Raw genomic sequence first — 25,342 nt, 5'->3', positions numbered from 1 at the left:
ACGGTCGCCATGACCGCGAGCCGGGGGCACGACACCCACCGGGCGCCTGGTCGGCACCCCGCTGACGCTTCCCAGAAGATTCCCGTACGTCCGCCCCTGAGAAGGAGCGACGAGTACTGTGGGACTCGCTTCCGGTCCTCCCGACGGGAGGCGCGCAGCATCGGCACTCAACCGAGCAACCCCGACAGTCTGCCATACGGGGCCATCCGGCCGCCAATCGGGAGCGAAGACTGTACCCCACGTCACGTACGGCCATGCGCCGGGGCGCACCCGGAGCCGTCGCCCGCCCCCTCCGGCTCAGCCCAACCGCCGCGCCCGCTCGGTGAGATGACGGCGCTCCGGGGCACTGGTCGTCCGGCGCGCCGCCTCCCGGTAGGCCTCCGCGGCGCCCTCCCGCTCGCCGAGCAGCTCCAGCAGATGGGCCCGGGTGGCGAGCAGCCGGTGGTGCCGGGCCAGCCGCTTGTCCCGGGCCAGCCCGTCGAGCAGCGCGAGCCCGGCCGCGGGCCCCTGGACCATCGCGACGGCCACCGCCCGGTTGAGCGTGACCATCGGGTTCGGGCCGGTCCGCTCCAGGAGCTCGTAGAGCGCGAGGATCTGCGGCCAGTCGGTCTCCGCCGCGGTCGCCGCCTCGTCGTGGACGGCCGCGATCGCCGCCTGGAGCTGGTACGGACCGACCTGCCCCCGGGGCAGGGTGCGGCTGATCAGCTCGACGCCCTCCGCGACGAGCCCGCCGTCCCACCTCCCCCGGTCCTGCTCGGCGAGCGGCACCAGCTCCCCGTGCGGGCCGGTGCGGGCCGGCCTGCGGGCGTCGGTGAGCAGCATCAGGGCCAGCAGCCCCGCCGTCTCGGTGTCCTCGGGCACCAGCCGGTGGAGCAGCCGGGCCAGCCGGATCGCCTCCGTGGACAGCTCGGGCGTGGTGAGCTCGTCGCCGCCGCTGGCGGTGTAGCCCTCGTTGAAGATCAGGTAGAGCACGTGCCGGACCTCGGCGAGGCGGGCGGTGCGGTCCTCCCCCGCGGGCAGCGCGAGCGAGCCGCCGGCCGCCTTGATCGTCTGCTTGGCCCGGCTGATCCGCTGCGCCATCGTCGACTCCGGTACGAGGAAGGCGGCGGCGATCTGGGCGGTGCCGAGGCCGCCGACGGCGCGCAGGGTGAGCGCGATCCGGCTGGGCGGCGAGAGGTCCCGGTGGCAGCAGAGGAAGAGCAGGGCCAGGGAGTCGTCCCGGTCGGTGTCCGGCTCCTCGTCGGCGGCGTGCGCGAGGAGCTCCGACGCCGGGGTGGCGAGGGCCAGGGAGTCCTCCCGGCGGCGGCGCGCGGCCTCACTGCGGACCTGGTCGACGAGCCTGCGGGCGGCGACGGTGACCAGCCAGCCCCGGGGGTTGTCGGGGACGCCCTCCTCCGGCCACTGCCGGGCGGCGGCGATCAGCGCCTCCTGGACGGCGTCCTCGCAGGTGTCGAAGGTGCCGTAGCGCCGGACGAGGGCGCCGAGGACCTGCGGCGCACAGGTGCGCAGCAGGTCCTCGACCTCGGCGGGGCCGGTCACACGTCCGCCGCGGACTCGTGCAGCACGGGCCACAGCTCGACCGGGTCGACGTCCGCGAAGGGCATGTCCGCGGCGATCTGCTGGGCCCGCTCCAGGCTGTCGCAGTCGAGCAGGTAGAAGCTGGCCAGGTACTCCTTGGTCTCCAGGTAGGGCCCGTCGGTGACGGCCGGGGCGCCGCCCTCACGGCGTACCAGCTGGGCGGCGGCCGCGTCCGCGAGCCCGTACGCGCCGATCAGCTCGCCGCTCTCCCGGTACTTCCGGTTGAAGGCCTCCTGGCGGGCGATCGCCTCGGGCCAGGCCTCGGCCGGGAAGGAGTCCCACTTGGCCTGGTTGCCGTAGATCATCGCGACGTACTTCATCTCGGGTGTCCTCCCCGTCCCGCGCGCCCCGGTGGCGTGCTGTCACCCCTCGGTCGGAGCCGGCGGGGCGTCCTCGACATCCCCGACGGCGATCTTCGAAAGTTTCTTCCGTTCTCGTGAATCCTTGCAGCCCGGACCGTCCCCCGCACAACCCCGGGCCCCCGATCCCCGTCTTGCAGAAGACCGAAGATTCGAGGGGACGGACCGCCCACGTGACCAGCACACCCCGTCGGCGGACGGTGCTCGCCGCCGCCCTCGCCGTGACCTCGGCCGTGGCCGGCTGCTCCGTCCCGGAGCCGCGCAGGACCGCGCCGACCGTCGATCCGGCCCCCGGCAAGCCGATCACCTCCGCGCACACCCGGCGGGCCCTGCTGCTGCAGTTCGCCGCGCACCCGGACGACGACCTGTACTTCATGAACCCCGACACCCAGCGCCATCTCGACGCCGGGGTCCCGCTCGTCTCCGTGTACGTGACGGCCGGCGAGCACACCGGCCGCAACGTGATCAAGGGGATGCCGGACACTCCGCCGGACCGCGGCGCCTACTCCTCCGCGCGCCACCAGGGGCTACGCCAGTCGTACGCCCAGGCGCTCGGCCTGCCGATGTTCACGCCCTGGCGGCGGGAGGTGCTCACGCTCCCCGGCGGCCGCCGGGCCGAGGTCGACACGCTCACCCACGGCGAGCGCCGCATCGAGCTGGTCTTCCTCAACCTGCCCATGCACACCAGCAGGCGCTACATGGCCGTGCCCGCGCTCTGGCACGACCGCGCCCTGGAGCTGCGGACCCATCTGTCGACCGGCTCGCCGGTGACCCGCTCGGACACCTACGACTACGACCAGCTGGTCGACGCGCTCGTCGGACTGCTCCGGCGCTACCGGCCCACGGTGGTGCACACCCTCGACCCCGATCCGGACATCCAGCACAGCGACGAGGCCACCCGCGGCCGCGACTCCGAGCAGCCCGGGTACTCCGACCACGGGGACCACACGGCGGTCGCCAGCTTCACCTGGGCCGCGCTGAGCCGCTGGGTCGCCGACGCGGTCCGCGAGGGCGGCCCGATCCCGGCGTTCACGACGACCGCCTTCCGCGGCTACTACAACCGCCACTGGCCCAAGAACCTCCCGCCGCGGGTCCTCCAGGAGAAGGCCGCCCGGCTCGTCCCGTACGGCGGCGACCCCTCCTGGGAGTGCGGCAACCCCTCGGGCTGCGGCGACTACGGCGTCGGCGGCGACCGGCCGCTGACCAACCGCAAGGGCTGGGTGCGCTCCACCCACCACCGCTGGCCGGGCCCGGGCCCGGCGCTCGCCGAGGAACCGGACGGCCGCCTCACCGCGTACGGGGTGCTCGGTCTGCGCGCGGTCCGCTGGCGGGAGACCGCGCCCGGCGTCTGGGGCGAGCCGGCCGACCTGGGCGGCGGCCCGCTCGCCCCGGCGCTCGGCTCGGCCGTGCTGGGCGACGGCCGGGTACTGCTCTTCGCGGTGCGGTTCGCGGCGATCGACGGGCACGGCGGGCGGAACCGGCGCGAGCTGGTGCTCCTGGAGCAGCGCTCCCCCGGCGGCCCGTTCCTGGCCTGGCGCGGTCTCGGCAACCCGGAGCGCACGGACGACCGGGGACGGCGGATCGGCGCGCCGGTGGCCGTCACGGCCCCCGACGGCCGGGTCCATCTCTTCGTACGGAACGCGGACAAGACCGTGTCGACCCGGATACGGGCGGCGGACGGCTCCTGGGGTCCGTGGCGGACGCTCCCCGGGGACGCGGAGGTCCAGGACGGTTTCGCGGTGTCGCTCGACGCGGCGGGACGGGTGCACCTGCACGCGGCGGGGCGGGAGTCCGTACGGCACTGGGTGGACGGGGTGGAGCGGCCGGAGCGGCTGCCGCTCACCGGGTCCACGGTGGCCTCGGCCGGGGGCGAGCTGTACTACCGGCGGCCCGCGAGCGGCGCGCTCCTCGGCCCGGCCGGCGACGCGGGCCTCGACGGCTACGGAGGTGTCGCCGCGGCGCGCTCGGCGGCGCTGGGCACCGTGCTGCTCGGCACGGACGACAAGGGCCGGGTGGTGCTGCGGGCCGGTGGCCGGCTGCGGACCCGGACGGCGGGGACGGCGCCGGTGGCGGCGGCCCTGCACCTGGGGAAGGACCGGGCGACCGTGGTGGGCCTCGGCGCGGACGGGCACCCCTGGAGCTGGCGGCCCTGAGCGGTCCCCGGACATGCGAGAAGGCCCCGCACCTTTCGGTGCGGGGCCTTCCCTTACTGCTCAGCAGCTCCGGGGAGCTACCAGGTCAGTACAAGATCAGGCGTTGATCTTGACGACCTGGCCGGCGCCGACGGTCCGGCCACCCTCACGGATGGCGAACTTGAGGCCCTCCTCCATGGCGACGGGCTGGATCAGCTCGACGGTCATGGCGGTGTTGTCGCCCGGCATGACCATCTCGGTGCCCTCGGGGAGGGTCACGACGCCGGTCACGTCCGTGGTACGGAAGTAGAACTGCGGGCGGTAGTTGTTGAAGAACGGGGTGTGACGGCCACCCTCGTCCTTCGACAGGATGTAGGCCTGGGCCTCGAAGCTGGTGTGCGGCGTAACCGAACCCGGCTTGATGATGACCTGGCCGCGCTCGACGTCCTCGCGCTTGATGCCACGGAGGAGCAGACCGACGTTCTCACCGGCCTGGCCCTCGTCGAGCAGCTTGCGGAACATCTCGATGCCGGTGACCGTGGTGGTGGTCTTCTCGGTCTTGATGCCGATGATGTCGACGGTCTCGTTGACCTTGAGGACACCACGCTCGATGCGACCGGTGACGACGGTGCCACGACCGGTGATCGTGAAGACGTCCTCGATCGGCATCAGGAACGGCTTGTCGACGTCGCGCTCGGGCTGCGGGATGGACTCGTCCACCGCGTGCATGAGGCCGAGGAGCTTCTCGCCCCACTCCTTGTCGCCCTCGAGGGCCTTGAGCGCCGAGACACGGACGACCGGCAGGTCGTCGCCCGGGAACTCGTACTCGGAGAGGAGCTCACGGACCTCGAGCTCGACGAGCTCCAGGATCTCCTCGTCGTCCACCATGTCGGCCTTGTTCAGGGCGACGACGATGTACGGAACGCCGACCTGGCGGGCCAGGAGCACGTGCTCCTTGGTCTGCGGCATCGGGCCGTCGGTGGCGGCGACCACGAGGATGGCGCCGTCCATCTGCGCGGCACCCGTGATCATGTTCTTGATGTAGTCGGCGTGACCCGGGCAGTCGACGTGCGCGTAGTGACGCGACTCCGTCTGGTACTCGACGTGCGCGATCGAGATCGTGATACCGCGCTGGCGCTCCTCGGGAGCCTTGTCGATCTGGTCGAAGGCCGAGGCCTCGTTCAGGTCCGGGTACGCGTCGTGCAGCACCTTGGTAATGGCGGCCGTGAGGGTCGTCTTACCGTGGTCGATGTGACCGATGGTGCCGATGTTGACGTGCGGCTTAGTCCGCTCGAACTTCGCCTTCGCCACTGGGGTCCTCCTGGAGTGGTTCTGAACGCCTTGCTTCATCGGCGCCAGGTGATCTTTGCTGGGATGCCAGTCGGCCGGGGCCCGTTCCTCGGGTTTCGGGGGCGGGGCCCCGACGACTGGTGTCAAGCCTAAAGCGTGAACTCGGGAGAGTTACTCGCCCTTGGCCTTCGCGATGATCTCCTCGGCGACGTTCCGCGGAACCTCGGCGTAGGAGTCGAACTGCATCGAGTAGCTTGCGCGACCCGAGGTCTTGCTGCGGAGGTCGCCGACGTAGCCGAACATCTCCGACAGGGGCACGAGGCCCCGCACGACGCGAGCGCCGCTGCGCTCCTCCATGGCCTGAATCTGACCACGGCGGGAGTTGATGTCGCCGATGACCTCACCCATGTAGTCCTCGGGCGTGACGACCTCAACGGCCATCATCGGCTCAAGGATGACGGGGGAAGCCTTGCGCGCGGCCTCCTTGAAGGCCTGCGATCCGGCGATCTTGAACGCGAGCTCGGAGGAGTCGACCTCGTGGTAGGCACCGTCGAGAAGGATGACGCGGACGCCAGTCATCTCGTAGCCGGCCAGGATGCCGAACTGCATGGCCTCCTGCGCACCCGCGTCGACCGAAGGGATGTACTCCTTCGGGATGCGGCCACCGGTGACCTTGTTCACGAACTCGTAGGAGGCGTCGCCACCCTCGATGGGCTCGATCGCGATCTGCACCTTGGCGAACTGACCGGTACCACCGGTCTGCTTCTTGTGGGTGTAGTCCACGCGCTCGACGGCCTTGCGGATCGTCTCGCGGTACGCGACCTGCGGCTTGCCGACGTTCGCCTCGACCTTGAACTCGCGACGCATGCGGTCGACGAGGATGTCGAGGTGAAGCTCGCCCATACCACCGATGATGGTCTGGCCGGTCTCCTCGTCCGAGTGGACCTGGAAGGAGGGGTCCTCCTCCGCGAGACGCTGGATGGCGACACCCAGCTTCTCCTGGTCACCCTTGGACTTGGGCTCGATGGCGACCTGGATGACCGGCGCCGGGAAGTCCATGGACTCCAGGATGACCGGGTTCTTGTCGTCGCACAGCGTCTCACCGGTGGTGGTCTGCTTGAGGCCCATGACGGCGACGATGTCGCCGGCGCCCACCGAGTCGATCTCCTCACGCTTGTTCGCGTGCATGCGGTAGATCTTGCCGATGCGCTCCTTCTTGCCCTTGACGGAGTTCAGCACCGCGGTGCCGGCCTCCAGGCGACCGGAGTAGATCCGGACGAAGGTGAGCTTGCCGAGGTGCGGGTCGCTCGCGATCTTGAACGCGAGGGCCGACAGCGGCTCGTCGTCGGACGGCTTGCGCTTGACGACAAGCTCGGCGTCCTTGACGTCGTGGCCCTCGATGGCCTCGACGTCCAGCGGCGACGGCAGGTAGCGGACGACGGCGTCGAGCAGGGGCTGAACGCCCTTGTTCTTGAACGCGGTGCCGCAGAAGACGGGGGTGACCGTCTTCTCGCCGTTGCCCTTGCCGGAGGCGATGGTGATACGACGGACAGCCGCGTACAGCTGCTCCTCGGTGGGCTCGACGCCCTCGAGGAAGAGCTCCATGAGCTCCTCGTCGTTCTCCGCGACCGTCTCGACCAGCTTCGCGCGCCATTCCTCGGCGAGCTCGGTGTGCGAGGCGGGGATGTCGACGACGTCGTACATCTCGCCCTTGCTGGCCTCGGCGGACCAGACAAGCGCCTTCATGCGGACCAGGTCGACAACGCCCTGGAAGTCCATCTCGGCACCGATGGGGAGCTGCATGACGATCGGGACGGCGCCGAGGCGGTCCACGATCATGTCGACGCAGCGGAGGAACTCGGCGCCCGTACGGTCGAGCTTGTTGACGAAGCAGATACGCGGAACGCCGTAGCGGTCCGCCTGACGCCAGACAGTCTCGGACTGGGGCTCGACGCCGGCCACACCGTCGAACACGGTGACAGCACCGTCGAGCACGCGCAGCGAACGCTCCACCTCGACGGTGAAGTCGACGTGACCCGGCGTGTCGATGATGTTGATCGTGTGATCGACATTCTCGAGCGGCCAGTGGCAGGTCGTCGCGGCAGACGTGATCGTGATGCCGCGCTCCTGCTCCTGCTCCATCCAGTCCATCGTGGCAGCGCCGTCGTGGACTTCACCGATCTTGTACGAGACACCGGTGTAGAACAGGATCCGCTCGGTGGTGGTCGTCTTGCCCGCGTCGATGTGAGCCATGATGCCGATGTTGCGCACCTTGGCAAGGTCAAGCGAAGTGGTAGCCATATCGGCTCAGTCTTCTCTCGGTCTCGATGTGGGTTGCGACTACCAGCGGTAGTGCGCGAAGGCCTTGTTGGACTCGGCCATCTTGTGCGTGTCCTCACGCTTCTTGACGGCCGCACCGAGGCCGTTCGAGGCGTCGAGGAGCTCGTTCATGAGGCGCTCGGTCATGGTCTTCTCGCGACGGGCGCGGGAGTAACCGACGAGCCAACGGAGGGCCAGCGTGGACGCGCGGCCCGGCTTGACCTCGATCGGCACCTGGTAGGTGGCGCCACCGACACGGCGGGACTTGACCTCAAGGGCCGGCTTGACGTTCTCAAGAGCGCGCTTCAGCGTGATGACCGGGTCCTGGCCGGTCTTCTCGCGGAGGCCCTCCATGGCGCCGTAGACGATGCGCTCGGCGGTGGAACGCTTGCCGTCCAGCAGGATCTTGTTGATCAGCGAGGTGACAAGAGGAGAGCTGTAGACCGGGTCGATGATGACCGGGCGCTTCGGGGCGGGGCCCTTACGAGGCATTCTTACTTCTCCTTCTTGGCGCCGTAGCGGCTGCGAGCCTGCTTACGGTTCTTGACGCCCTGCGTGTCGAGGGAACCGCGGATGATCTTGTAACGAACACCCGGCAGGTCCTTCACACGGCCACCGCGCACGAGCACGATGGAGTGCTCCTGCAGGTTGTGACCCTCACCCGGGATGTAGGCCGTGACCTCGATGCCGGAGGTCAGACGCACACGCGCGACCTTACGGAGGGCCGAGTTCGGCTTCTTCGGGGTGGTCGTGAACACACGCGTGCAGACGCCGCGACGCTGAGGGGAACCCTCGAGTGCGGGCGTCTTGTTCTTCTCGACCTTGTCCTGCCGGCCCTTCCGGACCAGCTGCTGGATCGTAGGCACTACTTCTCCGGTTTCTGTGTGCCGTCGGTGAAACTAACCTGGAACATTCACCGACCCACGCGGTCGGGTGTGTCGAATCTCGCGGAACCCTCCACCGAGGTGGAAGGGCGCGGATCGCGGTGGCCGATATATGACTCGCCTTGCGGTTGAGGACACGCACGCGAGCCCAGGCACACCCCAGGCACAAGGCTTGAGCGTACCTATCGCATGCACTCCGGTCAAAACAAATGGAGCGCACCCGACGGACGACAGGTCCGCCCGTTCGGCCCGGCACCGGCGGGGAGTCGCCGAACTCCCCGCCGCGGGTCGGCAATCGCGGCCGCGGCCGCGGTCAGTCGCGCGCGGTGCGGCGCGTCTCGACGCCCTCGACGGCCCCCTCGGCCTCGTCGTCGGGCTCCAGGAACTGGTTCACGACCTTCACGAAGACGCCCATGCGCTCGTCGGGCACCCCGAGCCAGCGCGCGAAGTCCTCCAGGGACGGCTGCCAGTCGCTCGGCGGCAGCAGGTCCGCCGCCATCGGGAGCTCCTCCGGGGTCACCCGGCCCGAGCGGATCAGCATGTCGCGGACGGAGACGCCCAGCAGCGGGGCGATCCGGCGCATGGTCTCCAGGTCGGGCATGCTCTGCCGCTGCAGCAGGCGCGTCACGGCGGCCCGGTGCACCCCCGCCTCGTCCGCGATCCGGGACTTGCCGCCGCCGCGCGGGCTGTCGATGTCGTAGCCGCGCTGTCGCATCAGGCCTTCGACCCAGCCTGCGAACTCGTCCAGCCCACGAGTGGTCATGTACAGCTCCTCACTCCACTCCTCCAGGCGGTCAACTCTAGCGTGCTTGCGCGCACAGAATTACCTAGTTTCGGGTACGCAACGTGTCGAAACGGTGAAGGTGGCCCCGGCAGCACCGGAAGGGGTGCCACCGGGGGTCTCGGGGAAAGTTGTTGCGCGCCCGCACGCAACATGTAAGTCTGGCTCACCGCCGCACTCGTCGGCCCCCCGAGCCCCCACGGCCCCACCGGCCCCACGGAGCCCCGGGGGCCCCGGACCGTGGAGAAGAACCCTTGTCCAAGACCGACCCCACCCCCTGGCAGGCCGCCGCCGCGTGCGCCGACCTCTCCCCGTCCGTCGTCTTCGCCCGCCGCGCCAGGGAGGCGGCCCCGGCGCTGCGCGCCTGTGCCGCGTGCCCCGTCCGCCACCCGTGCGAGACCGTGGTGGCCCCCGCCGAGAGCTACTTCGACGGCGTCTGCGCCGGCCGCCTCTGGCGCAACGGCCGCCCCGCCGACCCGGCACGCGTGGCGAAGGCCGTCGCCCTCGCCCCGGCCCGCACCGGGAGCGGCCGCCGTGGCTGACCGCACGCCCCCCGCCGCCTCCGTCGAGCCCGTCCTGCGCGACATCACGCTCTGGACCGCCGCCCTCGTACGCCAGTTCCCCGAGCTCGCCGAAGAGCTCGCGCCCGGCCGCCGCGGCCCCGCCGGGAGCGCCCCGGCCCCCTCCCCCGCCGGCCGCGACGAACAGATCCGCGAGGAGCGGCGGGAGGCGCTGCTGCTCCAGCAGCGGCACGGCCTCGCCGTCCCCGGGCACGGGGCCGCCCCGATCCGGCTGCACGTCTCCGACGCCATCCGTGACATCACCGACGGGGTGGTGGAGCTGGAGGAGGCGGTGTCCGCCCGGCTCGCGCTGCCCCGGCCGCCCCGCGCCGGGGTGATCGACCGGCTCCGCCGGGTGGTGGGACTGCTCGACACGATCGGCGCCGACCCGGACCTGGCCCGGCACGTGCGGGACGAGATCCGGCGGATGGCCCGGCGGTGCGCCAGGACGCTCGGCGACGCGGAGACGGTCGTGCGGGTCTCGGGCCGCTGCCCCTGGTGCGACTCGGTGTCGCTGCGGGCCTTCCCCGACCGGCGTGCGGTGCTCTGTGTGAACCCGGCCTGTGTGTGCGCGGACGAGCTGTGCGGCTGCCAGGACGACCCGGCCTACCGGCACCTGTGGCCGGAGCGGGAGTGGACGGAGCTCGCGGCCGCCTCCGGGGCCCGTACCGAGGAGATCGAAGCGGCGATGGACGACCCGAAGGAGACCGCATGCTGAGCTCGCCCGCCCTGCCGGCCCTGATCCCCGGCCCACTCGCCGCGGAGGAGGCGGGCGTCGCGCCCGCGACCATCCGCAAGTGGGTGCAGCTCGGCCATCTGCGGGCCGCCGGGAAGGCGGGCAGGGCGCAGCTCTTCCGCCTGGAGGACGTGTTCGCCGCCGAGCGCGTCGCCCGCCGCCGGTCCCGTACCGCCTGAGCCCTTCCCGTACGAGCAGCGCCCCGCGTCCCTGTCGGACGCGGGGCGCTTCGTCATGCCCGCAGGAAGCGGTGGAGCGAGTCCGTGAGGGCGGCGGTGAAGCGGTCGCGGGTCTCCTCGGGGACGTGGTCCAGGGAGAGGTAGGGGTTGAGGTCCTCCAGTTCGACGAGGAGCAGCTCGCCGCCGGGGGCGCGGCAGGCGTCGACGCGCTGGATGCCGTGGTCGAGGGTGTTCCAGTCGACGAAGCGGCGGGCGAAGGCGAGGTCGTCGTCGGTGGGCTCGTACGGTTCGAGGAACCAGCGGCGCTCGGGGTCGGGGGCGTACAGGGCGTACTGGAAGGTGTCGTCGACGAAGTAGAAGGACACCTCGTAGCGGAAGTCGATCCGGGGCTGGACGAGGACGTCGCCGTAGCCGAGGCCGGCGAGCTCCCCGTACGGCAGGAACGTCAGACCGATGGAGTCGGCGCCCGCCTTGGGCTTGACCGCGTACGCGGCGGCCTCGGGCAGCCGGTGGAGGTCCTCGGGCCGGTCGACGGTGGGGATGACGGGGAATCCGGCGGCGGTCAGGTCGAGCAGGTACTGCTTGCCCGCCATGTCGCCGCGGCCGTGCAGCGGGTTGTAGACCCGGACGCCGCCGGCCAGGGCGCGCTCGCGGAAGGCGTCGTACTCCTGCTGGTAGCCGAGGACGGGGCCGCTGTTGCGGACGACGACGGCGTCGAAGCCGTCCATCAGGGCGGCGGCGTCGAGCGGGTGACAGAGCGCCAGGTCGAAGTGCTCGCGCAGCCGGGCGGTGAGGCGGATGTCCTCGTCGCAGTAGCGCCGTCCGCGGGCCGGGTAGGCGAGGTCGGTGACGTACAGGAGGCGGGGGCGGGCGGGCACGGGGCGGCTCCTCGATCGGTGACCGCCAACGTATCGGCCGGGTGGGCGGGGCTCGTACGCCGGTCCGACGGCCCCCTCCCGAACTAGTTGCGTGCGCGCACGCTCTCTGTCACAGTTGGTGCAGCGGCGGAGCTGCGCCCGGACGACGGGCGGCGGCTCCGCCGTTCGCCGTCCGGGCGCGCTGCCCCGCCCCGCCCCCGTCTCCGCGCGGAGCGGCCCGGACGGCGCCCCGCACCGCCTCCCTCTTCCGAGCCCTTCGAGGAGCACCGTCATGACCACTCCCCCGAGTGCGTTCCCGGACGTCGAGAAGCTGGTCGTCGACGTCCTCAAGGCCGACCCGGCGCTGGCCGGCGTCACGGTCGCCGCACAGGCGCCGGCCGGCTTCGACGGCACCCAGAACGCCGTCCTGGTCAACCGCCGCGGCGGCGCCTGGATCGGCGACCTGCACGTCGACAAGCCGCTGATCGAGTTCGAGGTGTACGCGCCGACCAAGACCGCGGCCCACGTCCTCGCCAACGCCGCCCGCCGGGCCCTGCTCGCCACCCTCGGCAAGCAGCTCGGCGCCCACGTCGTCAGCGACGCCGAGGAGAAGGACGGGCCGCGCTGGATGCCCGACTACCTCTACCGGGGCGCCAACCGCTACCTCTGCGTCATCCAGCTCTCGCTGAACGTCTTCTAGACACCCAGCGACCCACAGACCAGGCCTCGCCGACCGGCGGGGCCTTTGCCGTACCCGGACCCACGTCCGGGCGGCAGCCCTCTCACCAAGGAGAAACACACCATGGCAGGAAACAACTCGGCCGAGATCCGCGTCGCCGGCGTCGGCAAGCTCTTCGTCGCCAAGGTCGGCACCAACGTCCCGGCCTTCGGCACCGGCGAGCCCTCCGCCGACTGGACCGGCTGGACCAACCTCGGCTACACCACGGGCGACGGCGTGACCTTCTCCAAGAAGGACAAGCTGGAGGCCATCGACTCGTGGCAGTCGGTCTCCCCGATCCACTACATCTACTCGGCCCGTGACCTCTCGCTGAAGTTCTCCCTGCTCCAGTTCAACGAGGACACGCTGCCGTTCTTCATGGGCGGCGGCAAGGTCGAGGCCGAGCCGGCCCCGGCGACGGACACCTTCAAGTACGAGATCGCCGAGCGTCCGTACGCCGACGCCCGCGCCCTCGGCCTGGAGTTCACCGACGTCAAGGCCGGCGGCACCACCGCCGTCACCTACCGCTTCATCATCCCGCGCGGTCAGGTCACCGCCTCCGACGACATCAAGCTGGCCCGCAAGGCGGCGTCCACCCTGGGCATCACCTTCTCGGCCATGTCGAACGGCGACGGCAAGCCGCTGGCGACCTTCCTCATGAAGGACAGCCAGTACGGCGCGGCGGTCTGATCCCCTCCCCACCCGGGGCGGGACGGCGCACGCCGTCCCGCCCCGCCCCTCCCCCCTCGACCGGCCTTCACCCGATCCAAGGAGTACGCATCACCATGGCCCGTTTCGACGTCAACGCCGCCCGCGCCCAGCGACAGGAGGCCCACGGCCGCGCCTGGTCCTTCGAGCTGGACGGCGAGAGCTACACCCTTCCGACCGAACTGAGCCGCGCGACGGCCAAGGCGCTGCGCACGCTCGACGACAACGACGTGGACGGCCTGCTCGCACTCCTGATGGGTGAGGAGCAGTTCACGCGCTTCGAACAGCACGACGTCACGATGCAGGACATCGCCGCGATCCTGGAGGCCTACGGCAAGGAGACCGGGCTCGGCCTGGGGGAAGACTGAGCCTCGTCGGGTTCGTCGACGAACACGCCGAGGCCCTTGAGGCGGACCTGCTCCGCTACTACTCCGCCGATCTCCTCGACTGGCACCGCGGCGAGCTCTCCAGCCGGCGTCTGATGGTCATGGTCAAGCACCTGCCACGGGACAGCGCCGTCCAGCGCGAGATCCACGGCGAGGCGGCCGAGTGGTCGATCACCGACCATCTGCTGGCGGCCACGGTGGACCATCTGGCCGTGGCCAACTGGATGTTCGCCTGCGTCAACAACGGCGAGGACGACGAGACGCCGGAGGCTCCGTCGCCCGTTCCCCGCCCGAGCGGTCTCGCGGACGAGGACGGCGCCGAGGACGAGGGCGGGGCCGAGCCCCCCACGGCGACCGAAGCACCGTCCCCCCACGCCATCGCCCGGTTCTTCGGGTGATCCCGCGGCCCCCGGGGCCCCGTCCCGATTCAGGGCATGGGCTCCGGGGGCGCTTCTTCCCGTGCCCGCTCGGCGGTCATGTCCTTCTCCAGGGCCCTGGCCCGGTCGGACAGCCGCTGCCCCCTGCCCGCCCGCGGCTCCGGTTCGGCGGCGGCGTCGGCGTCGCGCCGGTCCGCGGCCGGTCCGACCTGGGCCGGCACCCCCGCGAGCGGCGGGACGATCGGGCGGCCGCCCTTGCCGCGCACGACCTTCCGTACCGGCTGGGCGTTGCGGCGGGCCCGGCTCTCCTGGGCGGTCAGGAGGACGTCCGGCTCCGGGTCGGGCTCGGCCTCCTTACGGTGCTCGGGCTCCGGCTCCCGGGGCCCGGCCGGGGTCCGTGACCCGGGGTCGGAGCGTGGCCCGGAGTCGGAGCGTGGTCCGGGGTCGGCCCGTGGCCCGGAGTCGGTCCGCGGTCCGGGGTCGGTCCGCGGTCCGGGGTCGGTCCGCGGTCCGGGGTCGGCGCGCGACCCGGAGTCGGTCCGCGGTCCGGGGTCGGCGCGCGACCCGGAGTCGGACCGTGGTCCGGGGTCCGCGCGTTGTTCGAACATCTCGCGTTCCCTGCGTACGCGTTCCTCCGCCTCGACGACCGCCGCCGGCGGTTCGAGGAGCCAGGCGAAGGGCAGCGCGATGACCCGGGCGCCTTCCTGGCCCGTGTCCGTACGGCGCTGGGGGCGGCGGACTCCACGCGCGTCACCCTGGCCCTGCGCGTAGGCGTCGGCGACGCGCTTCTCGTACTCCTGGCGGATGCGGGGCAGTTCGTCCGACACGGCCTCGGCCCAGCCGGCGGTGAACGCGGCCGTCTCCCGGCGGTCGATCTCGGCCCGGGGGATCACGACGAGCTCCCCCGGCGGGTACCCGGAGGCGTGCACGAGCTCCGAGAGATGGGCGAAGAGGTGGGGCAGATCGGGGTGGGCGGCGAGCCAGTCGACGTCCCGATCCCGGCGGCCAGCGCCCGGCTCCGTATCCATGCGTCAGTACTGCCTTCCAGCCCCCTGGGATCCCCCCGCGCCCCTCGCGCCCCTCGCCCCCCGGAGTGGTCCGGCCCGAGGAACGCACCCTCCAGGTTACCTGGTCGAACACAAGGCCGTTTCAGTCGCCAACGTGTCCGGAAATCGCGCAAGAAGACACACCGTCAGGGGTTTCCCGCTCGACAAACATCGAACAGATGTTCCACACTCTGTTCGCACAGAGGTTCGAATACGTGGTGCCCCCGCTCCTCACTCCGCGGCGCCGCCACAACCGCACGGGCAAGCAACGGGAAGGCAGGCGTCCATGACCCAGCAGGCCGAGGTATCGCAACCGCGGATCCCTCTCCAGGACCGCCTCCGCCAGCTCCTCGACGGACCCGTCGCCCTCGACAAGAGAGCGCTGCTCGGCACGCTGTACGCCGAGGTCTCCCGCTACGAGACCCTCGCGTACGCCGCGGGCTGGAACGACGCCCTCGCGACGGTGCGACGCGGCCCCCGCCGGGACGGCGACGCCTAGCCGCGCCCGCTGCCCCCGCACGAACGAGCCCCTGCCGGTCCCGGCAGGGGCTTTTCGGCGCTTGGCCGTCACGGCCGGAAGCGGAGCAATCATGACCAAGACAACCGACCAGCTCTCCACCGAGATAGAAGCCCTCAAGACCCACCTCAACAAGTCGGACAGCAGCCCGCTGGTCACCGAGACGTTCTTCAAGCAGCAGCTGCCGAAGGACTGGACCGAGCGCTTCAAGTCGATGTACGACGAGCTCACCAAGGCGAAGAAGTCCGAGTTCCTCGAAGCCATGGGCCTCGACGGCTTCGGCGCGGCCCTGGAGAAGTTCTACGAGAACCGCGAGAACCCGGACAACAAGTGGGGCTGGTACCTCGCCTCCGCCATCGCGGGCCTCATGATCCCCGCGATGGGCGTCATCCTCACCGCCTGGGTCGTCAAGATCCAGCGCGACATCCAGCAGCTGCCCGCCCGGCTGCTGGGCAACGCCGACGGCCGGGTTCTGGCCACCTCCGACACCGGACGCGGCATCCGGCTCCAGAACCGCAACGACGTCGAGACCCGGGAGGAGGCCGCCGGCGGCGGCATGGCCTCGATCCCGGCGAACGCGAACTTCGACGCCCTGCGCGCGCAGCTGGAGGCGCTGAACCCCCACCTGAAGGAGTTCAACACCCAGGCCGGCCCGTTCAAGACGAAGTTCAAGGACCTGCCGAAGGCCTCCGCGATGGTCAAGGCGGGGAGCGCCGTCGAGAAGATCAACGCGGCCGTCAAGGAGGCCAACCCCGCCAAGATCGAGACGGTCGCCAAGGCGATCGAGGAGCTCGTCAAGGCCGTGGCGGACTACGACCCCAAGAAGGTCCCGGACCCGAAGAAGCTCGAGAAGCTCAACAAGGCCATGGTCGACGCCAACCCCACGCAGATCCAGGCGATGGCCAAGGCGACCGGGAAGCTCGCGAGCTCGCAGCGGCACTTCGACCCGAAGAAGCTCCCGAAGGCCCGTGGTCTGGAGTCGGCCGCCCGGGCCGCGGAACGGCTCGCGGACGCCGGCCGGGACGTGGCCTCCGCCTTCAACACCCTCAAGATCAAGGCCCACGAGGCCGCTCAGGAAATGGCCTGATCCCCACCACCCCGAAAGGAGGTAACCACCCATGGCTTTCACCAGCTCCATGAAGAAGGCGTCCGACTCCCTGCGGAACCTCAAGACGCAGGCCTCCGGCGCCGCGACCTCGGTCAAGAAGGTCGGCGACGCGGGCAACTCGGCGAACGGTCAGCTCAAGAACCTCAAGACCGGCGCCCAGGGTTCCAGCACCCAGCTCAAGAACCTCAAGACCGCCTCGGACCAGGCCGAGAAGTCGATGACGAAGGCCGGCCGGACCGCCGAGTCGGCCGGCACCAAGATGGGCAAGTACGAGTCCGGCGCCGGCAAGGCCGCCAAGGGCCAGGACAAGCTCAACAAGTCGATGAAGGGCAACTTCCTCGCCCGCCTCATCGAACTCTTCATGCCTCTCATCGAGAAGATCGTCGACATGGCGATGCAGTCGAAGACGATGCAGAAGGTCCTGAAGAAGGCCTTCGACGCCGTGAAGACCGTGATCAGCGCGGTGATGAAGGCGATCGGCCCGATCATGAAGAAGGCCGGACAGCTGATCAAGACGGTGTGGAACGGCATCAAGAAGGCGATCTCCTCCGTCGTCAAGGCCGTCGCCACCGTCATCAAGACCTACGTGAACATCTGGAAGACCGTCATCACCACGGTCATGAAGGCGATCAAGACGGTCGTCGGCGCCGTCTGGAAGGGCATCAAAGCCGTCATCACCCCGGTGGTGAACTGGATCAAGAGCGCCATCCCGAACGCCTTCCGGGCGGTCAAGGACAAGATGTCCTCCATCTGGAACGGCCTCAAGGGCATCGCGTCCCGGGCCTTCGAGGGCATCAAGAGCGGTGTGTCCGGTCCGATCAACGCCGTCATCGGGATGATCAACCGGATGATCAGGGCCGTCAACGGCGTCAAGGTCAGCGTCCCCGGCTGGGTGCCGCTCGTCGGCGGCAAGACCTTCGGCGTCAACATCCCGACCATCCCCATGCTCGCCACCGGCGGTGTCGTGATGCCCCGCAGCGGCGGTGTCCCGGCGATCCTCGCCGAGGCCGGCGAGGCCGAGGCCGTCCTGCCGCTGTCCAAGCTGGACCGGCTGCTCGCCCTCACCGCCCGGCGCGCCCGCATGTCGGCGCAGCTGCAGGGGGGCAAGGGCGGCGGGGGCGCCGGGCTGCACATCGAGCACTACCACGCGGCCCGCAACAGTGACCCGCAGTCCACGGCGGACGCGCTGATGTACCTGGCGAAGGCACGCGGATGAGTGCCGTCGCGGCCTTCCCGAACCCGTTCGCCGGCGCCCTGCCGGTGATGACCTCCCTCAGGCGCGGTCTCGGTCAGGCGGGCGACGGACTGAAGCGGCTCCGGGAGGACACCGTGCGCGCCGGCGGCGGCATGAACCGGTTCGCCGCCGGTCTGCGGACCGCCGCCGCCCCCGTACGGGCCCTCGGTACCGGTGCGTCCGGCGCCGCCGGTTCCGTCCGCCGCATCCAGCGGTCCCGGGCCGTCACCGGGGTACGGAGGATCGGCACCGCCGCGGGCAGGGCGAGGACGGCCGCCGGGCGGCTCGGCCCCGCGGTCGGCGGCGTCCTCGCGCTCCTCGTCCCGCTGCTGCCCGTCGCCGACGTCATCACCGGGCTGATGGGCACCTACGGCACGGTCATGACCGTCGCCTCCGTCGCCATGACCGGCATCAACGTCGCCATGCGGGCCAACCCGGTCGGCTTCCTCGTCGGCATCCTCGTCCCGGTCGCCGCCTGGCTCATCGAGTACGCGATGCAGACCGAGACCGGGCAGAAGATCATGCGGCAGGTGTTCCAGGCCGCGCTGAAGGGCTTCCAGTCGGTCTGGGCGTTTCTGCAGCCGGTCGTCAAGCTCATCGGGAAGGCCGTCGGAACGTACGTCAAGGCGTACCTGACCCTGTTCACGTCCGCCCTGAAGGTCATCGGCTCCGGCATCAGCGGCATCTCCCGGGTCCGCACCTCCGTCACCTCCGCCTCCAACGCCCTGCGCGGCATCGCCTCGCGCACGATCGGCGGGATCAAGAGCGCCGTCAAGCCGGTGCTGTCCTTCGTCACGGAGAAGATCCCTGGGTTCTTCCGGCACGCGAAGGACGCCGTCGCCAGGGCCCTGAAGGGGATGGGCGATCTGGTCAAGGGCGCCCTGAGCGCCGTGCTCGGCGTCGTGAAGGGCCCGATCAACGGCCTCATCGCCTTCGCCAACTGGATCATCGACGGGCTCAACAAGCTGAGCGTGAACATCCTCGGCAAGAAGTTCGGCGTCGACATCGACAAGATCCCGATGCTCGCCGAGGGCGGTGTCGTCTTCCCCGGCGCCGACAGCGCGCCGCGCATCGACCCGCTCACCGTGCTCGAACACCGGCGCGTCCCGGCCCTCACCGAGGCTCCCCGGCGGCCGCACCGCATCGCGGAGTTCCACGAGGAGCCGGGCGCCGGCCCGCGGTCGACCGCCGAGGACCTGCTCTTCCTCGTCGGCGCCCACTGCTGAACCCGCCCTTCCACCCGACAGCCCCTCAGAAGTGAGGTGACGGCCCCATGGCCGAGACCACAACCACATATGCCGGAAGCAATCTCACCGCCGACCACGCGCCCGGCTCGCTGATCACCCAGGACGGGCAGATCCAGTGGGCCGGGCTTCTCATCGGCCCCGGCACGCCGTTCAACGTCGACCGGACCGGGCTCCAGGGCTGGGAGGACCTGCCCGAGTACGACTCCTCCGACGCCGACCGGCCCACCTCGCACGGCGCCTGGCCCGGCTCCCGCTACGCCAAGCCGCGCAAGATCAGCGGCACGATCGTCCTGGTGCCCGAGTGGAGCCAGACCGCCGAGGCCGTCCGCGCGCTGCGCCAGGCGCTCGCCCTGCTCGACGAGGAACGCTGGCTGACCGTCCGGCTGCACGGCGAACTCCTCGCCGTACGCGCCCGGATCGCGCAGCGCGTGGTCCCCGCCGACCAGGGCTTCGCCACCCAGGGCAGCACGAAGATGTCGATCCAGTGGCTGGCCTCCGACCCGCGCCGCTACGCCGTCAACGAGCAGTCGTCCTCCACCACCCCGCCGCAGCCGGAGACCGGTCTGACCTGGCTGCCGAACGGACTGACCTGGCCGCTCAACTGGGGCCAGGCCAAGTCCACCGGGGACGCCGTCGCCGAGAACACCGGCTCGGCCGCCACCCACCCGGTGATCGTCTTCCGCGGCCCCTGCTCCATGCCGACCGTCACCGAACGGAACAGCAAGCGCCGACTGCGGTACGCGATCGACCTGGCCGCCGGCGACGAGCTCGTCGTCGACACCGCGGGCGGCACGGTGATGCTCAACAACACCGCCTCCCGCCGCCACACCGCGATGGCCGACTCCAGCCCGGAGGAGCTGTTCCTCCTCGAACCGGGCCGCACGGAGCTGTCGTTCCGGCCCGACGCGTCGACCCCGGAGGCGCTGATGACGATCCGCTGGCGCAGCGCCGAGTGGTGACCGCGGCCCCTCCCCGTACCGACCGCTCCGCACAGAAAGAGGTGCACCCATGACCGTACGGGCCGCCTGGCTCCACTCCACCGGCCAGACCCGCGAGGACACCCGGCTCACGCTGTCCGCGCTCCTGACGCCCAACGGGCAGAGCGCCGCCGAGACCCCGCTGCGCTCACGGCCCGGCATCGTGCCGGGCGGCCTGGTGCTGACCGGTGCGTCGGCGATGCAGTGCTCGATCGGCACCGGCCGGGCCGTCATCCAGGGCAGCGACACCGCCCAGGGCGCGTACATGATCGCGGTGACCTCCCCGGAGACCCTGACCATCGCGGACGGCGACCCGCAGTACCCCCGGATCGACCTGATCGAACTGGCCGTCCTCGACGACGCGTACGACCGCAGCGGTGCCACCGACGCCGTGATCCGGCTGGTCAAGGGCACCCCCGCGGCCACCCCCGTCGTCCCGGCCTCGGGCCCCGGCAGCGCCTTCCCGCTCTACACCGTCGCGGTGCCGGCCGGTACCTCGGCCGGCACCGGCGGCATCGCGTGGACCACCGCGGGCGTCGTCACGACCCTGCACTACCCGATGACCGCGCTCGGCGGCATCATCCCGACCAGCGGCTTCAAGGGCGCCTACGTCGGCCAGTACCGGGACGTCTCCGGCCTGCTCCAGCGCTGGGACGGCACGGCCTGGGTCTCGTACCCCAAGCCGATCGGCGGCATCGCCCCGCACGGGACGATGACGACCGGCGGCTACACCGGCCAGTACCGCGACAACGCCGGCGTCCTGCAGCGCTGGGACGGCGCCGCCTGGCAGTACGCGGAGGGCAAGGCCGCCGTCCTGTTCAGCGTCTCGCAGACGTCGATGCAGAGCGTGCCCGCGAGCACCTGGACCCCGATCACCCTCCAGAACGTCGACATCGACGACTTCACCGGCTGGAACGGCTCCGACAGCTTCGTCGTCCCGCGTACCGGCTGGTGGCGGGTCTCCGGCCACGTCGCCTGGAACGGCGACTCCACCACCGGCGTGCGCGGCGCCCGCATCACCCTCGGCGGCGTCGGCGTGCCCCGGATGACCTGGCTGGGACCGGCGGCCACCGGCGCCGTCACCGTCGGCGGCCAGGGCCTGATCAAGCTCACCGCCGGCAACGTGCTGCAGCTCGCCGGCTACCACAACCACACCGCCGCCGTCCGCACCCTCGGCGGCTCGGGCTACTACAGCAACCTGTCCGCCCAGTGGATCAGGTCCTGACCGCCCCTCCCACCGCACCCCCCGATTGGAGAACCCCGTGAACCTGCGCAGCAGCTGGGTCGCCGAGACCGGCCAGACCCGCGAGGACACCCGCCTCAACCAGGTCGGCGCGACCACCATGATCAACCCCGTCCAGGTCCGCTCCGGCATCCTGCCGGGCTCCTACGACGGCAAGTGGCGGCTGTCCGGCTTCTGGATGGACAAGGCCTCCGCCATGACGGCGACCGTCTCCGAGGGCCGGGCCGTCATCCAGGGCGACATCTCCCAGGGCGTCTACCCGGTGGCCCTGCCCGCCTCCGAGCAGGTCACCTTCGCCGCGGGCGACGCCCAGTACGGCCGGATCGACCTGGTCGTCCTGAAGATCTACGACAACCTCTACGACGGCAGCACCCGCAACGAGGCGAAGGTCGAGATCATCCGGGGCGTGCCCGGCCAGGCCCCCCAGGCGCCGGTGGCCCCGCCGCGCAGCCTCCCGCTGTACGAGGTGACCGTCCCGGCCGGCGCCAGCGCGGGCAACGGCGGCATCCCGTGGAACACCGCCCTGAAGGACCTGCGCACGCCGGTCGTCGCGCTCGGCGGCATCCTCCCGGTCGAGGGCCCGGTGCTGCCGGGCGCCCACCCGGGCCAGTACCAGGACACCGCCAACAACCAGCTGCAGCGCTGGGACGGCGGGCAGTGGGTGGCCTATCCGGAGGCGATCGGCGGCATCATCCCGTCCTCCGCGTCCACCCTGACGGCCAGCTACACCGGCCAGTACCGGGACACGCCGGGCGGCCAGCTCCAGCGCTGGAACGGTTCGGCGTGGACCCCGGCCGTACCGGGTCCGTACTTCGTCGACAACGGCGACTTCGGCGACACCGCCTCGACCGCCTACACCCCGACGCTGGGCGGCCGCGCCACGAACCCGCTCACGGTCAACTTCGTCGCCCCGCCGTCGAAGGCCGTCGCCGTGAGCTTCGGCTGCAAGCTGCGCTCGGGGAGCCCCGACCACTACGCGTACATGGCGCTCAAGCTCACCCAGGGCGCCACGGTGGTCAACGACCTCGACGACGACTACGCGACGATCGCCGCCAGCCAGCACATGGTCTCGGTCTCCACCACGCGCCGGTACTCGAACCTGACCCCGGGCGCGACCTACACGCTCACGGCCCACTTCCGGGTCATCGCCAACACCCTCGGCCTCAAGGGCGGCTTCGACAACACGTACATCAAGGTCGACCCGCTGCCGTAGCCCCGATCCGCCCCTCCCCCAGGAGACCCCCATGCCCGTACGTACCGGATGGCTGATGCCCACCGGGCAGACCCGCCAGAACACCCGCGTCACCCTCATCGGCGCCACCACCCCCGTCAACCCGCTCGCCGTCCGGTCCGGCATCCTGCCCGGCACGTACGACGGCAAGTTCCGGGTCGGCGGCCTGTGGATGAGCTCCTCCGGCCCGATGACGGCCACCGTCTACCACGGCAAGGCCGTCATCCAGGGCGGCACCACCGACGGTGCCTACCCGGTCGCCCTCGACGAGGACATCACCCTCACCTTCGCCGACGGCGACCCGCTCAACGACCGGATCGACCTCGTCGTGGTCCGCGTCTACGACAACGACGTCGACGCCCTCGGCAAGTACGAGGCCGTCGTCGAGATCGTCAAGGGCACCCCGGCGGCGGTCCCGGCCGCCCCGGCGGCCCCCGCCCGCTCCCTCGTCCTGTTCACCGTGAAGGTCAAGAAGGGCGCCTCCGCCGGCACCGGCGGCATCGACTGGGCGGGCGGCGCCGCCACCGACCTGCGCACCACGACGGTCTCCGCCGGCGGCATCCTGCCCGTCTACAACAACGCCGGCGTGCCCGGCGGCTACCCGGGCCAGTACCAGGACAACGACAACGCCCACTTCCTCCAGCGCTGGGACGGCACCGCCTGGGTCGCCTACCCCAAGGAGATCGGCGGCATCGCGCCCAGCGGCACGATCGCCACCGGCAGCTACACCGGCCAGTACCGGGACTCGGGCGGCGGCCAGCTCCAGCGCTGGAACGGCAGCGCCTGGGTGGTCTACCAGCCGCCGGTCGAGGTCGAGACGACCAACGCCGGTGCGACGGCGCTGGCCAACTGGTCGCTGACCTCCTTCGCCGGCCGCAGGACCAAGGGCGGCCTGTGCACCGTCACCTTCCTCGTCACCCGCACCGGCGCCCAGGTCGACGCCAACACCGCCGGCAACATCAACGACGAACCGCTGTGCGTCCTGCCCGCCGGCTGGCGGCCCGCCCTCGACTTCGAGACCACCGGCTGCGACGGCTTCGGCTCCGGCGGCGTGGTCCTCAGCGCCTCCAGCGGACAGGCGGTCCTGCGCACCTGGTCCTCGGGCGGCGCCCTCGTCCCCGGCCGGAACATCCGCGTCTCCGCCACCTACGTCCTGTAAGGGGGGCCTCGATGGCCATCGAAACGCCCTACCGGGCGATCTTCTGCGACCTGCTCACCGACCAGACGCTGGACATCCTGCCGCTGCGGGACGTCTCGTTCGACGACTACATCGGCAAGGCGGGCTCGCTCTCCGGCACCGTCCCCATCCCCGACAAGGCCATCGCCGACCGGGTCAAGAAGGTGCGGGAGGGCCGCACCGCGGTCTACCTGGAGCGCGGCGGCGACCTGTGGTGGGGCGGCATCGTCTGGACCAGCACCCTGCAGTCCAGCGGCCGCGGCGTGCTGACCCTCGGCATCCAGGCCGCGACCTTCGACTCGTACGCCGGGCGCCGCCGCATCCGTACCGACATCACCTACGACACCCCGACCGACCAGCTGGAGATCGCGCGCCGGCTCTGGCGCGAACTCGACGTCCAGACCTACCCCGACGCCCCCGCGGGCGAGGAACCCCGCCGCCTCGGGATCACCTTCGGCAACGAGATCCCCAAGTTCCAGAAGACCGCCTCGTGGCGGAAGGGCGACGAGACCGTCTACCTGGAGGCGCTCGACCAGCTCGCCGCGACGGAGAACGGCTTCGAGCACCAGATCCTGGTCTACCGCGACCCGGTCACCGGGCAGCGGATCCGGCAGCTCCGGATCGGCGAACCCAAGATCGTCACCGGCGCGACCGACCTGGTCTTCGACCGGCCCGGCGTCATCCTGTCGTACTCCTTCCCGTACGACGCGACCCGCGGCGGCACCACCGCCGTCGCCCGCGGCGCCTCCACCAACGCCAACGCCGCCGCCGAGTCCCGGCCGATCTTCTCCGGCACGCAGTACGCCAGCGACCTGCTCGTGGACGGCTGGCCGCTGATCGACCTCTCCTCGGACCACAACGAGATCAGCGACCAGCTCGCCCTCGACTCGGTGGCCGCCACCGAGCTCGCGCAGGCCCGCGGCGCCGTGGTGATCCCCTCGATCAGCATCCACCTCGGCGGGATCGTCCCGCCGGCGCTGCTCGGCCGCGTCGCCCGCATCCGGATCACCGACGAGTGGTACTCCCAGGGCCTCGACGCCCGCTACCGGATCATCGGCGTCAAGATCACCCCGCCGGAACGCGGCCGGGCCGACACCGCCGAGCTCTACCTTGAGGAGGCCTGATGCCCCAGCTGCCCGAGGACATCATCGACCGGCTCAACCAGATGGAACGCCGCCTCAAGGCCCTGTCGACCGCGGTCAACACCCGTCCCGCAGTCAACGAGTTCCGTCCCACGCCGTCCGAGAGCGTCACCATCACCCGGCCGCTGTTCCGGATCTTCGACGGCTACAACCACGAGATCTTCGCGGACGACATCCTGACCGGCGGTCTCGCCCGGCCGTGGCTGCAACTGATGCCGCCCCTGGCCAGCGACCCGGCCAAGTGGCCCTCCACCACGGCCGCCGCCTTCACGACCATCGCCCGCTGCTCCAACCCCATCTGGCAGCCGAAGCTGCGGCTCGCCATCAGCACGGCGGCCTCCAGCGGCGCCACCGGGAAGGTACGGGTCCTCGTCGACAGCGTCCCGTTCGGCCCCGCGGTCACCGCGGGCACCACCTACGACTACCTCGGCCTGCTGCCCGGCGACATGAAGACCCGGTTCGGCCAGACCATGAACATCGAGATCCAGGCCCAGGCCACCGGCGGCACCGTCTACGCCCAGCCCGTCCTCATCCACGGCGCCCAGACCTGACCCGC

General features: G+C 71.1%; 27 protein-coding genes. 18 read left to right on the top strand and 9 right to left on the bottom strand.

The features are described from left to right. Window positions 1–297: 297 nt before the first annotated feature. On the bottom strand, window positions 298–1,539 hold the full coding sequence (locus tag DEJ43_RS21925) for an RNA polymerase sigma factor (RefSeq protein ID WP_015035572.1): 1,242 nt from the start codon (window positions 1,537–1,539) through the stop codon (window positions 298–300). Beyond that, a complete protein-coding gene (locus tag DEJ43_RS21920) occupies window positions 1,536–1,898 on the bottom strand; it encodes a YciI family protein (protein WP_015035571.1) in 363 nt (120 codons plus the stop codon). Before DEJ43_RS21920 ends, DEJ43_RS21925 begins: the two co-directional genes overlap by 4 nt. Before the next feature lie 212 nt (window positions 1,899–2,110). Between DEJ43_RS21920 and DEJ43_RS21915 the strand changes: the two genes are divergently transcribed. Continuing rightward, window positions 2,111–4,090 carry a PIG-L family deacetylase gene (locus DEJ43_RS21915; protein ID WP_015035570.1) on the top strand — a complete coding sequence of 660 codons (1,980 nt, stop codon included), beginning with the start codon at window positions 2,111–2,113 and terminating at the stop codon, window positions 4,088–4,090. Window positions 4,091–4,186: 96 nt separating this feature from the next. Here the strand turns inward: DEJ43_RS21915 and tuf are convergent, their stop codons facing one another. The 5 genes from tuf to DEJ43_RS21890 all read right to left on the bottom strand — a co-directional run bounded on the left by tuf (window position 4,187) and on the right by DEJ43_RS21890 (window position 9,325). Next, a complete protein-coding gene (tuf, locus tag DEJ43_RS21910) occupies window positions 4,187–5,380 on the bottom strand; it encodes an elongation factor Tu (RefSeq protein ID WP_041662773.1) in 1,194 nt (397 codons plus the stop codon). Window positions 5,381–5,530: 150 nt separating this feature from the next. Then, on the bottom strand, window positions 5,531–7,660 hold the full coding sequence (gene fusA, locus DEJ43_RS21905) for an elongation factor G (protein WP_015035568.1): 2,130 nt from the start codon (window positions 7,658–7,660) through the stop codon (window positions 5,531–5,533). Window positions 7,661–7,699: 39 nt separating this feature from the next. Next, window positions 7,700–8,170, bottom strand: a complete 471-nt coding sequence (gene rpsG, locus DEJ43_RS21900; RefSeq protein WP_015035567.1) for a 30S ribosomal protein S7 — start codon at window positions 8,168–8,170, stop codon at window positions 7,700–7,702. Between the two features lie 2 nt (window positions 8,171–8,172). Then, on the bottom strand, window positions 8,173–8,544 hold the full coding sequence (gene rpsL / locus DEJ43_RS21895) for a 30S ribosomal protein S12 (RefSeq protein ID WP_003948652.1): 372 nt from the start codon (window positions 8,542–8,544) through the stop codon (window positions 8,173–8,175). A gap of 331 nt (window positions 8,545–8,875) precedes the next feature. Further along, window positions 8,876–9,325 (bottom strand): helix-turn-helix domain-containing protein, encoded by a 450-nt coding sequence (locus DEJ43_RS21890; RefSeq protein ID WP_015035566.1) that lies wholly within the window; start codon window positions 9,323–9,325, stop codon window positions 8,876–8,878. Between the two features lie 272 nt (window positions 9,326–9,597). Here DEJ43_RS21890 and DEJ43_RS21885 point away from each other — a divergent pair, with 272 nt between their 5' ends. The 3 genes from DEJ43_RS21885 to DEJ43_RS21875 are packed head-to-tail and all read left to right on the top strand — an operon-like array spanning window position 9,598 to window position 10,818. After that, the gene (locus DEJ43_RS21885; protein WP_015035565.1) at window positions 9,598–9,885 is read left to right on the top strand and encodes a WhiB family transcriptional regulator; all 288 of its coding nucleotides are present in this window, start codon (window positions 9,598–9,600) and stop codon (window positions 9,883–9,885) included. After that, the gene (locus DEJ43_RS21880; RefSeq protein ID WP_015035564.1) at window positions 9,878–10,621 is read left to right on the top strand and encodes a hypothetical protein; all 744 of its coding nucleotides are present in this window, start codon (window positions 9,878–9,880) and stop codon (window positions 10,619–10,621) included. The genes DEJ43_RS21885 and DEJ43_RS21880 overlap by 8 nt, the downstream gene beginning before the upstream one ends. Continuing rightward, window positions 10,615–10,818 (top strand): MerR family transcriptional regulator, encoded by a 204-nt coding sequence (locus tag DEJ43_RS21875; RefSeq protein ID WP_015035563.1) that lies wholly within the window; start codon window positions 10,615–10,617, stop codon window positions 10,816–10,818. Before DEJ43_RS21880 ends, DEJ43_RS21875 begins: the two co-directional genes overlap by 7 nt. A 53-nt stretch (window positions 10,819–10,871) precedes the next feature. Here DEJ43_RS21875 and DEJ43_RS21870 read toward each other — a convergent pair whose 3' ends face one another. Further along, window positions 10,872–11,696 (bottom strand): ATP-grasp domain-containing protein, encoded by an 825-nt coding sequence (locus DEJ43_RS21870; RefSeq protein ID WP_015035562.1) that lies wholly within the window; start codon window positions 11,694–11,696, stop codon window positions 10,872–10,874. A gap of 271 nt (window positions 11,697–11,967) precedes the next feature. Here DEJ43_RS21870 and DEJ43_RS21865 point away from each other — a divergent pair, with 271 nt between their 5' ends. From DEJ43_RS21865 to DEJ43_RS21850, 4 genes are all read left to right on the top strand, one after another. After that, window positions 11,968–12,375, top strand: coding sequence for a hypothetical protein (locus tag DEJ43_RS21865; RefSeq protein ID WP_015035561.1), 408 nt, complete (start codon window positions 11,968–11,970; stop codon window positions 12,373–12,375). Window positions 12,376–12,477: 102 nt separating this feature from the next. Next, window positions 12,478–13,083: a phage tail tube protein gene (locus DEJ43_RS21860; protein ID WP_015035560.1), complete on the top strand. Its 606-nt coding sequence runs from the start codon at window positions 12,478–12,480 to the stop codon at window positions 13,081–13,083. A 95-nt stretch (window positions 13,084–13,178) separates the two neighbouring features. Beyond that, window positions 13,179–13,469 (top strand): hypothetical protein, encoded by a 291-nt coding sequence (locus DEJ43_RS21855; protein ID WP_015035559.1) that lies wholly within the window; start codon window positions 13,179–13,181, stop codon window positions 13,467–13,469. A 113-nt stretch (window positions 13,470–13,582) separates the two neighbouring features. After that, entirely contained in the window at window positions 13,583–13,885 is a 303-nt protein-coding gene (locus DEJ43_RS21850) for a hypothetical protein (protein ID WP_015035558.1), read from the top strand. A 29-nt stretch (window positions 13,886–13,914) separates the two neighbouring features. Here DEJ43_RS21850 and DEJ43_RS21845 read toward each other — a convergent pair whose 3' ends face one another. Beyond that, window positions 13,915–14,892 carry a hypothetical protein gene (locus DEJ43_RS21845; protein WP_015035557.1) on the bottom strand — a complete coding sequence of 326 codons (978 nt, stop codon included), beginning with the start codon at window positions 14,890–14,892 and terminating at the stop codon, window positions 13,915–13,917. 304 nt (window positions 14,893–15,196) lie between these two features. Here DEJ43_RS21845 and DEJ43_RS21840 point away from each other — a divergent pair, with 304 nt between their 5' ends. The 10 genes from DEJ43_RS21840 (at window position 15,197) to DEJ43_RS21795 (ending at window position 25,337) form a co-directional block, all read left to right on the top strand. Next, complete coding sequence (locus DEJ43_RS21840) at window positions 15,197–15,409, top strand: hypothetical protein (RefSeq protein WP_015035556.1); 213 nt, start codon at window positions 15,197–15,199, stop codon at window positions 15,407–15,409. A gap of 91 nt (window positions 15,410–15,500) precedes the next feature. Then, window positions 15,501–16,514: a S8/S53 family peptidase gene (locus DEJ43_RS21835; protein WP_015035555.1), complete on the top strand. Its 1,014-nt coding sequence runs from the start codon at window positions 15,501–15,503 to the stop codon at window positions 16,512–16,514. A gap of 31 nt (window positions 16,515–16,545) precedes the next feature. Beyond that, window positions 16,546–17,751, top strand: a complete 1,206-nt coding sequence (locus DEJ43_RS21830) for a phage tail protein (RefSeq protein WP_015035554.1) — start codon at window positions 16,546–16,548, stop codon at window positions 17,749–17,751. After that, entirely contained in the window at window positions 17,748–18,995 is a 1,248-nt protein-coding gene (locus DEJ43_RS21825; protein ID WP_015035553.1) for a phage tail tape measure protein, read from the top strand. The genes DEJ43_RS21830 and DEJ43_RS21825 overlap by 4 nt, the downstream gene beginning before the upstream one ends. A 47-nt stretch (window positions 18,996–19,042) precedes the next feature. After that, window positions 19,043–19,975 (top strand): phage distal tail protein, encoded by a 933-nt coding sequence (locus DEJ43_RS21820; RefSeq protein ID WP_015035552.1) that lies wholly within the window; start codon window positions 19,043–19,045, stop codon window positions 19,973–19,975. Between the two features lie 49 nt (window positions 19,976–20,024). Further along, a complete protein-coding gene (locus DEJ43_RS21815; RefSeq protein ID WP_015035551.1) occupies window positions 20,025–21,218 on the top strand; it encodes a hypothetical protein in 1,194 nt (397 codons plus the stop codon). Between the two features lie 37 nt (window positions 21,219–21,255). After that, a complete protein-coding gene (locus DEJ43_RS21810; protein ID WP_015035550.1) occupies window positions 21,256–22,449 on the top strand; it encodes a hypothetical protein in 1,194 nt (397 codons plus the stop codon). A 31-nt stretch (window positions 22,450–22,480) separates the two neighbouring features. Next, window positions 22,481–23,626, top strand: coding sequence for a hypothetical protein (locus DEJ43_RS21805; protein ID WP_015035549.1), 1,146 nt, complete (start codon window positions 22,481–22,483; stop codon window positions 23,624–23,626). Window positions 23,627–23,637: 11 nt separating this feature from the next. After that, window positions 23,638–24,768 (top strand): hypothetical protein, encoded by a 1,131-nt coding sequence (locus DEJ43_RS21800; protein ID WP_015035548.1) that lies wholly within the window; start codon window positions 23,638–23,640, stop codon window positions 24,766–24,768. Then, window positions 24,768–25,337 carry a hypothetical protein gene (locus DEJ43_RS21795; protein ID WP_015035547.1) on the top strand — a complete coding sequence of 190 codons (570 nt, stop codon included), beginning with the start codon at window positions 24,768–24,770 and terminating at the stop codon, window positions 25,335–25,337. Before DEJ43_RS21800 ends, DEJ43_RS21795 begins: the two co-directional genes overlap by 1 nt. Window positions 25,338–25,342: the final 5 nt, after the last annotated feature.

The organism is Streptomyces venezuelae ATCC 10712 (assembly GCF_008639165.1).
Taxonomy (GTDB): Bacteria; Actinomycetota; Actinomycetes; order Streptomycetales; family Streptomycetaceae; genus Streptomyces; species Streptomyces venezuelae.
Note: the sequence above shows the minus strand (reverse complement) of the source record. Positions and strands in the feature narration are given on the sequence as shown.

What these genes read in the sequence shown, in the direction of transcription:
- DEJ43_RS21920 (WP_015035571.1), bottom strand. Translation starts at nt 1,898, where the DNA reads ATGAAGTACGTCGCGATGATCTACGGCAACCAGGCCAAGTGGGACTCC.
- fusA (WP_015035568.1), bottom strand. Translation starts at nt 7,660, where the DNA reads ATGGCTACCACTTCGCTTGACCTTGCCAAGGTGCGCAACATCGGCATC.
- rpsG (WP_015035567.1), bottom strand. Translation starts at nt 8,170, where the DNA reads ATGCCTCGTAAGGGCCCCGCCCCGAAGCGCCCGGTCATCATCGACCCG.
- DEJ43_RS21890 (WP_015035566.1), bottom strand. Translation starts at nt 9,325, where the DNA reads ATGACCACTCGTGGGCTGGACGAGTTCGCAGGCTGGGTCGAAGGCCTG.
- DEJ43_RS21875 (WP_015035563.1), top strand. Translation starts at nt 10,615, where the DNA reads ATGCTGAGCTCGCCCGCCCTGCCGGCCCTGATCCCCGGCCCACTCGCC.
- DEJ43_RS21865 (WP_015035561.1), top strand. Translation starts at nt 11,968, where the DNA reads ATGACCACTCCCCCGAGTGCGTTCCCGGACGTCGAGAAGCTGGTCGTC.
- DEJ43_RS21860 (WP_015035560.1), top strand. Translation starts at nt 12,478, where the DNA reads ATGGCAGGAAACAACTCGGCCGAGATCCGCGTCGCCGGCGTCGGCAAG.
- DEJ43_RS21855 (WP_015035559.1), top strand. Translation starts at nt 13,179, where the DNA reads ATGGCCCGTTTCGACGTCAACGCCGCCCGCGCCCAGCGACAGGAGGCC.
- DEJ43_RS21850 (WP_015035558.1), top strand. Translation starts at nt 13,583, where the DNA reads ATGGTCATGGTCAAGCACCTGCCACGGGACAGCGCCGTCCAGCGCGAG.
- DEJ43_RS21845 (WP_015035557.1), bottom strand. Translation starts at nt 14,892, where the DNA reads ATGGATACGGAGCCGGGCGCTGGCCGCCGGGATCGGGACGTCGACTGG.
- DEJ43_RS21840 (WP_015035556.1), top strand. Translation starts at nt 15,197, where the DNA reads ATGACCCAGCAGGCCGAGGTATCGCAACCGCGGATCCCTCTCCAGGAC.
- DEJ43_RS21835 (WP_015035555.1), top strand. Translation starts at nt 15,501, where the DNA reads ATGACCAAGACAACCGACCAGCTCTCCACCGAGATAGAAGCCCTCAAG.
- DEJ43_RS21830 (WP_015035554.1), top strand. Translation starts at nt 16,546, where the DNA reads ATGGCTTTCACCAGCTCCATGAAGAAGGCGTCCGACTCCCTGCGGAAC.
- DEJ43_RS21825 (WP_015035553.1), top strand. Translation starts at nt 17,748, where the DNA reads ATGAGTGCCGTCGCGGCCTTCCCGAACCCGTTCGCCGGCGCCCTGCCG.
- DEJ43_RS21820 (WP_015035552.1), top strand. Translation starts at nt 19,043, where the DNA reads ATGGCCGAGACCACAACCACATATGCCGGAAGCAATCTCACCGCCGAC.
- DEJ43_RS21815 (WP_015035551.1), top strand. Translation starts at nt 20,025, where the DNA reads ATGACCGTACGGGCCGCCTGGCTCCACTCCACCGGCCAGACCCGCGAG.
- DEJ43_RS21805 (WP_015035549.1), top strand. Translation starts at nt 22,481, where the DNA reads ATGCCCGTACGTACCGGATGGCTGATGCCCACCGGGCAGACCCGCCAG.
- DEJ43_RS21800 (WP_015035548.1), top strand. Translation starts at nt 23,638, where the DNA reads ATGGCCATCGAAACGCCCTACCGGGCGATCTTCTGCGACCTGCTCACC.
- DEJ43_RS21795 (WP_015035547.1), top strand. Translation starts at nt 24,768, where the DNA reads ATGCCCCAGCTGCCCGAGGACATCATCGACCGGCTCAACCAGATGGAA.